This window comes from Vicinamibacterales bacterium (genome assembly GCA_035699745.1).
GTDB lineage: Bacteria > Acidobacteriota > Vicinamibacteria > Vicinamibacterales > 2-12-FULL-66-21 > JAICSD01.
Genome location: DASSPH010000065.1, coordinates 18,718 through 28,038, shown reverse-complemented (window position 1 = coordinate 28,038; position 9,321 = coordinate 18,718). Strand labels below are relative to the sequence as shown.

At 68.2% G+C, this 9,321-nt stretch carries 7 protein-coding genes; 2 read left to right on the top strand and 5 right to left on the bottom strand.

Going from position 1 to position 9,321, the window contains the following annotated elements:
• The 4 genes from VFK57_14245 to VFK57_14230 all read right to left on the bottom strand — a co-directional run.
• The coding region (locus tag VFK57_14245; protein ID HET7696870.1) for a carboxypeptidase-like regulatory domain-containing protein at window positions 1-624 on the bottom strand (624 nt) is incomplete at its 3' end.
• A gap of 242 nt (window positions 625-866) precedes the next feature.
• A complete protein-coding gene (locus VFK57_14240) occupies window positions 867-1,793 on the bottom strand; it encodes a transglutaminase-like domain-containing protein (protein ID HET7696869.1) in 927 nt (308 codons plus the stop codon).
• Window positions 1,794-1,837: 44 nt separating this feature from the next.
• A complete protein-coding gene (locus VFK57_14235) occupies window positions 1,838-2,497 on the bottom strand; it encodes an HAD family phosphatase (GenBank protein HET7696868.1) in 660 nt (219 codons plus the stop codon).
• Window positions 2,498-2,533: 36 nt separating this feature from the next.
• A complete protein-coding gene (locus VFK57_14230) occupies window positions 2,534-3,160 on the bottom strand; it encodes a DUF1684 domain-containing protein (GenBank protein HET7696867.1) in 627 nt (208 codons plus the stop codon).
• A 27-nt stretch (window positions 3,161-3,187) separates the two neighbouring features.
• Between VFK57_14230 and VFK57_14225 the strand changes: the two genes are divergently transcribed.
• Together VFK57_14225 and VFK57_14220 are read left to right on the top strand one after the other, a co-directional pair.
• A complete protein-coding gene (locus VFK57_14225) occupies window positions 3,188-4,369 on the top strand; it encodes an efflux RND transporter periplasmic adaptor subunit (GenBank protein ID HET7696866.1) in 1,182 nt (393 codons plus the stop codon).
• 38 nt (window positions 4,370-4,407) lie between these two features.
• Complete coding sequence (locus VFK57_14220) at window positions 4,408-7,485, top strand: efflux RND transporter permease subunit (protein ID HET7696865.1); 3,078 nt, start codon at window positions 4,408-4,410, stop codon at window positions 7,483-7,485.
• On the opposite strand, the gene VFK57_14215 is transcribed toward VFK57_14220, so the two are convergent.
• Window positions 7,482-9,254: an acyl-CoA dehydrogenase family protein gene (locus VFK57_14215; GenBank protein ID HET7696864.1), complete on the bottom strand. Its 1,773-nt coding sequence runs from the start codon at window positions 9,252-9,254 to the stop codon at window positions 7,482-7,484. The genes VFK57_14220 and VFK57_14215 overlap by 4 nt on opposite strands.
• Window positions 9,255-9,321 lie beyond the last annotated feature (67 nt).

Below are 9,321 nucleotides of genomic sequence, written 5' to 3'. Positions count from 1 at the left end.
CGACGCGCCGGTCGCCGACATGTCGGTGATGTCGACGCCGTCGAGCGACCACTTGTTGTTGGTCGGGTTGCCGCCGCGCGAGATGTAGTTGGACTGCTGGCCCGACATGTTGCCGCCGATGTTCTCGCGGTCCATCGCGATCCCGGCGGTCTGCTGCAGGATGACCCACGGGTCGCGCGCCGACGGAATGCTCTGCAGCTGCTCGAGCGTGAAGGTCTGCCTGGTGCCGGTCTGCTTGGTGTCGACGATCGGGCTCTCGCCCGTCACCGTCACCGTTTCCTGCACCGTCGAGACGCCAAGCTGCGTGCTCACGTTGGCGGCGAAGCCGACCGTGACTTCGATGCCTTCCTTGACGACCGTCTTGAACCCGGGGAGCTCGAACTTGACGTTATAAGTACCGACGTTGAGGCGCGGGAACTGGAACGACCCCGTCTCAGTCGTAGTCGCTGTCTGCGGCTGCAGCAGCGATGGCCCGGTCAAGGTCACGACGACGCCCGGCAGCACGGCTCCGGATTCGTCGGTCACCTTGCCGAAGATCTCACCCGTCTGCGACTGGGCCCACACCGGCGCCGCGCTGAGCACGAGGGCCAGCGCCGCCAGCATGGCGGTGAAACGCAATCTCATCTTTTTCGTCCTCCAGATGCTGAAACCAACGGATCGACGTGCTGGGCTGAATAGCAGGATGGGTGCCACGGACGCACAGCGTCCGGACACCTGTGACGGGGCTGGTGACGAGATCCTAAGTCGTTAGAAAGAAAAGTCTTCGCAGGATGAGCAGGATCTGGATCCCGCCCGGATGCGGGACGCGGGACACGCCTCTATTCAACGACTTGGATTGAGCGATCCAAGAGCGAAGCGGCACCCGGTCAATTGAAGCCGGCGACGCGCCGGCGCAGCGTCTTCACGTGCTCCCAGATCTGTGCGGATTCGGAGTCCGCCTCGCCGTCCGCGTCGCGATCGGCGACGCCGACGTGCGCTTCCGGCGGCGCGCTGTCGCGCGGCATCAGGCGGAGGTAGGTCTCCAGATCCCTCAGCGCCGCCGCGAAGTCTTCCATGTGATAGGCGAGCAGGCCGCGGTCGCGCAGCTCGGCCAGCGCCGACGGGTCCACCGCCAGCAGCAGATCGGCAATCGCGCGCGCCTGCGGAAACGATCGCATCCGCACGTAGAGGCGCTTGAGGTTCACCAGCATGCGGACGACGATCTGCTGGCGCGTGGCGGTTGCCAGCAGCCGGCGATCGAACGCTGCTTCGTCGCCGACGTGCTGCCGCAGCAGCTGGCGGCAGTCGACTTCGGAGAGCAGCGCGCCCGAGTGAAAGGGGTCGATGATCAGGTCGTCGTCTGCGCCCGCCGGTTCGGCCGGCGCCCGGACGAGGAAATGACCCGGGAAGTTGACTCCTTCCAGCTTCATCCCGGCGCGCCGCCCGATCTCGAGATACACGATCGCGAGACTGATCGGGATGCCAATCCGCCGATCGAACACTTCGTTCAGGAAACTGTTGCGCGGATCGTCGTAGTGCTCGCGGTTGCCGCTGAACCCGAGCTCCTCATACAGGTAGGCGTTGAGCGTCGCGATCAGCGCCCGCGCCCCGGCCGCCGGTTGCCGCCGCAGCCGTCCGGCCGCGGCTTCGCCCATGCGCTCCAGGCGCTGCAGGTACGGCGCCGAATCGAGCGCCGGATACTCGACGCCGGCGATCGCGAACGCGGCGGGCGCCAGCGCTTCGCCCGGCTCGTCGATCGAGCGCAGCAGGTCGTCGGCGATCCGCGGCAGCCGCGCCTGCAGGGACAAAGGCACGAAGGGATTCTACGCTGTCAACTGCCAAGTCCCAAACGCGTACGTCACGCCCCCATCTCCCGCACGAACCGGGCGGTCACTTCGTCCAGCGAGTCAATCACCGCGTCTGCGATCAGCGTCTGCCGCGGGTAGGTGGTGGCGATGCCGATCGTGCGCATGCCGGCGCCGCGGGCCGATTCCAGACCGGCGTGCGAGTCTTCGATCGCGACGCAGGCGGCGGGGGGCAGGGCGTGCAGTTCCGCCGCGCGCAGATACGGATCCGGTGCGGGCTTGCCGTTGTCGGTGTCGCCGGCGGCGACGATGAAGCGGAACACGTCGGAGAGGCCCGCGCCGCCGAGCATCAGCTCGATTTCGCTGCGCCGCGCTCCCGACGCGATGCCGAGCGGCCATTCCGCGGCGAGGCGCCGCACGCACGCCGCCGCGCCCGGATACATCACGTCCGCCGACGACACCAGCGCTTCGAAACGCTGCGCCTTCTCCTGGATCAGCAGCTCGATCTCCTCGTCGCCGAGGAGCAGCCCGTAATCGATCGCCACCTGCCGGAAGACCCCCTCGTCGTCCGAACCGAGATAGCGCTCGTAGTACCGCTCGGTGGTGATGTTCACCCCGGAGGGGCCGAGCAGCTCGCGGTACACGCGGAGGTGCAGCATCTCTGAGTCGGCGAGCACGCCGTCGAAGTCGAAGACGATTGCCTTGATTGGCATGTGAGGACTGCCTGGGATCTGCGGGTAGCTCCGGGCTCAGCCCGGAGATCTCTTCTGTTGCGCGAGGCGCTCGCCGGCCCGGATCGGGACCTTCAAGCGGCTCTGCGGCGGTGGATACGGGCAGTCGTACGCCGGATTGAACAGGCAGAACGGGTGATACGCGCGGTTGAAGTCCAGCTCGTAGACGCCGGACGCGGTGCGTTCGAGGTCGAGATACCGTCCGCCCGGATAGGTCTCGATGCCGTTCGTGAGGTCGCCGAAGGGCACGAACAGCCGGCGTCCGGTGCGGTCGTTGGCCTCGGCGAACGCGCCCAGGGACAGGGCCTGTCCTTTGACGGTGAAGGAGAGCGTTCCCAGCTGACGCATCTGGCGGCGCTGCCCGGTGGACGTCGGCATCTCCACGGCAGCGCCCGCCGGCGCCAGCTCCAGGCTCGCGGCGACGCGGTATTCCGGGTCGATCGGAAAGTACGGCAGCGGCGGGAACGACGCCCGGCGGTCGGCCGGGACGGGCGAGTCCGGCGATTCGCGCATGAACCGGTCCTTTTCGGCATGCCACGCCGCGATCTGCTCGGGATACGGCACAGGCGGCTTCGAGCACGCCGCAATCCCGAGCAGCACGGACAGCACGATGACGTCTCTCAGCAGCCTTCGCACCTGCAGCACCTTCGCGTGGTATCTATATCTTCTCTCATGAAGTCCTGCGCGCTCGCCGTGGCCGTGATCCTTCCTCTCGCTGCCTGTTCGCGGGACCGCGGTGTCTCCGCCGCGGAGAACCAGAAGCCGCGCCCGGTCACCATCGAAGCCGCGCAGGTCCGCGACGTCCGCCGCCAGGTCGACGTCGTCGGCACGCTTGCCGCGCGCGAGGAGGCGGTCATCAGCGCGGAGGTGGCGGGCCGCGTCTCGCGGCTGGTTCACGACCTGGGGGACCGGGTGGCCGCAGGCGCGCCGCTGCTGGAGCTCGACCAGGAGAAGCTGCAGTACCGCGCCGAAGGACAGCGTGCCGCGCTCGACCAGGCGCGCGCCCGGTACGGCGCGTCGGACGACGGCACGCTGCCGCCGCTCGAGCGCGTGCCTGCGGTGGTCAGCACCCGGGCGCAGCTCGCCGACGCGCAGCAGCAGCTCGAGCGGGCGAGAAACCTCGCCGCCCGCAATCTCATCTCGAAGTCGGATCTCGAGACGGCGCAGACGCGCTACGACACCGCCCGGGCGGCGCACGACCAGGCGCTCTCGTCGGCGCGGCAGCTGCGCGCGGACATCGAGGCTCAGAGCTCCTCGCTGCGGCTGGCGCAGCGCGAGTTGCGCGACGCCGTCATCCGCGCGCCGTTCGACGGCTACGTCGCCGAGCGGCTGGTGTCCCCCGGTCAGTTCCTGCAGCCGCAGACGCCGGTGATGCGGATCGTCCGGCTCCAGCCGCTGAAGTTGACCGCAGAAGTGCCGGAGAAGTTCGCGCCGTGGATCGAGACCGGACGCGACCTGGCGATCCGCGTGGATGCCTTCCCGCGCGAGACGTTCACGGGGCGGGTGGTCCGCATCTCGCCGGCGGTGAACCTCAAGTCGCGCGCGTTCGCCATCGAAGGCGAGGTGCCCAACACGGACGGCCGGCTGAAACCGGGGACGTTCGCTCGCGTGCAGATCGCCACGGATCACGTCGACCGCGCCGTCACCGTGCCGGTGTCCGCGGTGCAGAGCCGCTACGGCACCAACCGCGTGTTCACGGTGCAGAACGGAATGCTGGTCGGCAGGGAAGTGGTGCTCGGCGATCGCCTCGGAGATCGCGTGGAGTTGGCCAGGGGGCTCGATGCCGGCACCGGGGTGGTTTCGAGCGACGTCGATCAACTGGCTGACGGCATGCGGGTCGTGGCGAAGCACTGATCGAGGGGCGAGGGGCGAGGGGCGAGGGTCGAGGATCGATGTCGATTGCTGATTTCTGCGTCAAGCGCCCGGTCTTTACGACCATGCTCGTCACGCTGTTCGTCGTGATGGGGGTGTTCTCGTTCCGGGATCTCAGCGTCGATCTGCTGCCGAAGGCCGACCCCGCTGTGGTGCAGGTCTCGATCAACCTGCCTGGCGCGAGCCCGGAAGAACTGAACAGTGCCGTCGTCGAGCCGACCGAGCAGTCGCTGAGCAGCATCTCGGGCATCGACGAGATGAGCGCGGTCATCCGCGAGGGGAACGCGCGCATCACGCTGAGGTTCGTGCTCGAGCGCGACATCAACGACGCGGCGCAGGACGTCCGCGAGAAGGTCGCCCAGGCGATGCGGGAGCTGCCGCCCGAAGTGCAGCCGCCGATCATCACCAAGGTCGATCCCGATGCCGACCCGGTGGTCAGTTTCGCGCTCTCCGGCTCGCTGCCGGTGCAGGCGCTCACCGAGATCGCCGACAAGCAGATCCGCCGGGCGATCGAGACGGTGGACGGCGTCGGCGAAGTCACCATCTCCGGCGGCCAGCCTCGTCAGATCCACGTCGTCCTCGACATCGAGAAGCTGAACGCGCACGGACTGACGGTCGACAAGGTGCGCGACGCGCTGGTCGCCGAGAACGTCGAAGTGCCCGGCGGCTACATCCCGCAGGGCGACGCCGAACTGACGCTGCGCACGCTCGGGCGCGTCGAATCCACGGACCAGTTCGAGAACATCGTCGTCGCCCAGGCGGGGCCGACGCCGATCCGCATCCGCGACGTCGCCACGGTGGAGGACACGACGGCCGAAGCGCGGACCGCGGCGTTCTTCGACGGACAGCGCACGCTGGTGATGGACGTCAGGAGACAGTCCGGCCAGAACACCGTCCAGGTCGTCGAGGCGGTCCGCGCCAAGCTCGATCAGCTGCGCCGGGCGCTTCCGGCGGAGGTCAAGGTCACCATCACCCGCGACGACTCGCAGTTCATCCGCGCGTCGATCGCCTCGCTCGAGGAGCATCTGCTGCTCGGCAGCATCCTGGCGAGCCTCGTGATCATGGTCTTCATCCGCAACATCCGGGTGGTCGTGGTCGCGTCGCTGGCGATCCCCGCCTCCATCATCGCCAGCTTCGCGCTGATCCGCGCCGCGGGGTTCACGCTCAACAGCATGACCCTGCTGGCCCTGACGCTCGCCGTCGGCATCGTGATCGATGACGCGATCGTCGTGCTGGAGAACATCTTCCGCCACATGGAAGAGGAAGGGACGCCGCCGTTCCAGGCGGCGATCGACGGGACCAGGGAAGTGACGCTGGCGGTGGTCGCCACCTCGGTCTCGCTGATCGTCATCTTCCTGCCGGTCGCGTTCATGACCGGCTACACGCAGCGGTTCATCTATCCGTTCGGCTTCACCATGGCGTTCGCCGTCATGGTGTCGCTGCTGGTGAGCCTCACGCTGACGCCGATGCTGAGCGCGCGCGTGGTACGCACCGACGGCAAGGTCCATCGCCACGGCGAAGGGGCGTTCGGGCGGGTCGACCGGTTGTATCGCCGGACGCTCGACTGGTCGCTCGATCACCGCGGCATCGTGATCGCGGTGAGCCTGCTGGTCTTCGCGTCGAGCTTCGTCCTGAGCCGCCTGATCGGGCGATCCTTCCTCCCCAACGAGGACATGGGCGAGTTCCAGCTCGTCATCGACACGCCGGAAGGCACGTCGCTGCAGGGAATGGAGAAGACCGTCCTCGGCCTGACCCGCCCGCTGCTGGCGATCGACGGCGTCGCCCACGTGATGCCGACCATCTTCGAGCGCGTCAATCACTCGCACATCTTCGTGCAGCTCGAGCCGCTGGACGAGCGCAGCCGCACGCAGGAGGCGATCGCGGCGGACGTGCGGCAGTTGATGACCGCGTACCCGGGCTACAAGCCGACGATCGTCATGCGCACGCCCATCGGGGGAGGAGAGTCGGCGTCGTATCCCATCCAGGTGAACCTGATGGGGCCGGATCTGCGCCAGCTCTCCGGCTACGCGCTGGCGCTGCTGAAAGACGTTCAGGCGATGCCGGCGATCAGCGACTCGAAGGCCGTGGTGAACCTGTCCAACCCCGAGCTGCGCGTCGCGGTCGATCGCCAGCGTGCCGCCGACCTGGGCGTCCGGATCTCGGATCTCGCGCGGGCGCTCCGGCTGATGGTGAGCGGCGAGGACGAGATCTCGACATACCGCGAGAAGGGGGAGCGCTACCCGGTGACGATCCGGGTCCGCCAGGACCAGCGGTCCGACATGCAGGCGATCGGCGGCCTGATGGTGCCGTCGACGCGCGGCGAGCCGGTGCGCGTGGACAACGTCGCGGCCATCGAGCGCGGCTTCGGCCCGACGGTGATCCAGCGTCTCAACCGCCAGTTCTCGATGGCCATCTTCGCCGACCTCAAGCCGGGGAACCCGCTCGATCAGGCGCTCGCGCAGATCGGCACTCACGCGCGGGCGCTGAAGCTGCCGCCGGGCTACGGGTTCCGGTTCGGCGGCCAGTCGAAGCTGCTCGACGAGACCACCACCAACATGATCCTGGCGATCGCGCTCGCCAGCGTCTTCATCTACATCGTGCTGGCGATGCAGTTCGAGAGCTTCGTGCAGCCGCTGGTCATCATGACGGTGCTGCCGCTGTCCGTGCCGTTCGCGCTGCTGACGCTCTACATGACGGGACGCGTGCTGAACCTGTGGTCGGCGCTCGGCGTGCTGCTGCTGCTCGGGATCGTGAAGAAGAACTCGATCCTGCAGGTGGACTACACCAACGTGCTGCGGCGGCAGGGGCTGCCGATGCGGGAGGCGCTGCTGCAGGCCTCCGAGACGCGGCTGCGGCCGATTCTGATGACGACGGCGGCGATCGTCGCCGGGCTGATCCCGACCGCGCTCGGCGTCGGCGCCGGCGCGGCGCAGCGCGCCGACATCGCGGTCACGATCGTCGGCGGGCAGTCGCTCTGCCTGTTCCTGACGCTGCTGCTCGTCCCGGTCAGCTACTCGCTGGCCGAGGAAGGCATCGAGCGCGCGAAGCTGTTCTGGCGTGCCCGCCGGACGGGGGCCGTCGAGACGTCGGCGTACTAGAACACGTACCCCCTGCGCTCTACCGTCGCCTCGGCCAGCTGACGCCGCAGCGCGATCGTGTTCGCCGGCGTGACCTTCAGCAGCCGGCGCAGCGCGGCGAGCAGCGTGCGCAGCGTGTCCCCCTCCGCCATGGCGGCGAGCGCGGTCTTCGCCGACGCGTCCACCCGCGCGGCCGCATCGTTGACGAAGACGCGCGCGGCCGCTTCGTGCCATTCGACTCGCTGACGCTCGCTCACGGCAGGCCCCGAGGACTGCGACGCTCGGAGCACGGCGCTCTCGCTCGCGTATGTGTCGATGACGATGTCGGCGGCGGCGATCAGCACTTCCTGTTCGTCCTGCAGCCGCGTGCCGTAGGTCTGCATCGCGGTGCCGAGCACCATCAGCGCGACCTTCTTCATCGCCGCCACCGCCCGCCGCTCGGCGTCGAGCGGCGCGTCCGACGGCGCCTCCATCGACGGCGGCGCGAGCATCTCGTCCATCAGCTTCTTCGCCGCCGGAATCAGCGGCAGCCCGCCTTTCAACGCCCGGCGCGCCAGCATGCCGGGAATCAGCATGCGATTGATCTCGTTGGTGCCTTCGAAGATGCGGTTGACGCGTGCGTCGCGGTAGTGGCGCTCGGCCGGGTAGTCACGGACGAAGCCGTTGCCTCCGTGAATCTGCACGTTCTCGTCGAGGATGAAATCGAGCGCCTCGCTGCTCGCCACCTTGAGAATCGACGCCTCGATCGCGAACTCTTCCAGCGCGGCCAGGATCTGTTCGGGGGCATGGCCGTCCTGCAGCGCGGCGTCGATCAGTCCCGCGGTGCGGTACAGCATCGCCTCGACGCCGTAGAGCCGCGCCGTCATCTCGCCGAGCTTGTGCTTGATCGCGCCGAACGACGCGATCGGCTTGCCGAACTGCTTCCGCTGCGCCGCGTAGCGCGCCGCCTCCTCGATCGCCAGCCGGGAGCCGCCGCTGCACATCGCGCCGAGCTTCAGCCGGCCGTAGTTCAACGTGTTGAACGCGATCTTGTGCCCCTTGCCGACCTCGCCGAGCAGGCTCTCGGCCGGCACCTTCGCGTCCTGGAGAATCAGCGGCGTCGTCGACGAACCGAGCAGCCCGCACTTGTGCTCTTCCTTGCCGGTGCTGACGCCCGGGAAGCCGCGTTCGACGATGAAGGCGCTGAAGTGTTCGCCGTCCACCTTGGCGAAGACGATGAAGAGATCGGCGAAGCCGCCGTTGGTGATCCACATCTTCTCGCCGTTCAGCACGTAGCCGCCGTCCGGCGCCTCGACGGCCCGGGTGCGGGCGCCGAGCGCGTCGGACCCCGAGCCCGACTCGCTGAGCGCGTAGGCGCCGACCATCTCGCCCGAGACGAGCGGCGGCAGGTACTTCGCCTTCTGCGCCTCGCTGCCGAAGCAGAGGATCGGAGTGATTGCCAGGCCCGTCTGCGCCCCGAAGGTGGTGGCGAACGACGCGTTGCGGCCGACCGCCTCGCCGACGACGACCGACGAGACCTTGTCGAGGTCGAGGCCTCCGTAGGCGTCGGGAACGTCGGTGGCGAGCAGGCCGACTTCGGCGCCGCGGCGGACCAGCGTGCGCGCGAGCTCCCAGTCCTTCTGCTCGAGCCGATCGGTCATCGGCGTGACTTCCTTGTCGATGAACTCCGCGGCCGTCTGGCCGGCCAGCCGCTGCTCGTCGTTGAGCCGCTCGCGGGTGAACGCGCCCTCGGCCGGCGTCTCTTCGATCAGCCACGAGCCGCCTTTTGGTGTCGCTACAGTGGTGGCCATGTCAACTCCCAAGTTCCAAGTCCCAACGCCCAAGTAACGCCCAACTCCCAACTCCCAACTCCCAAAA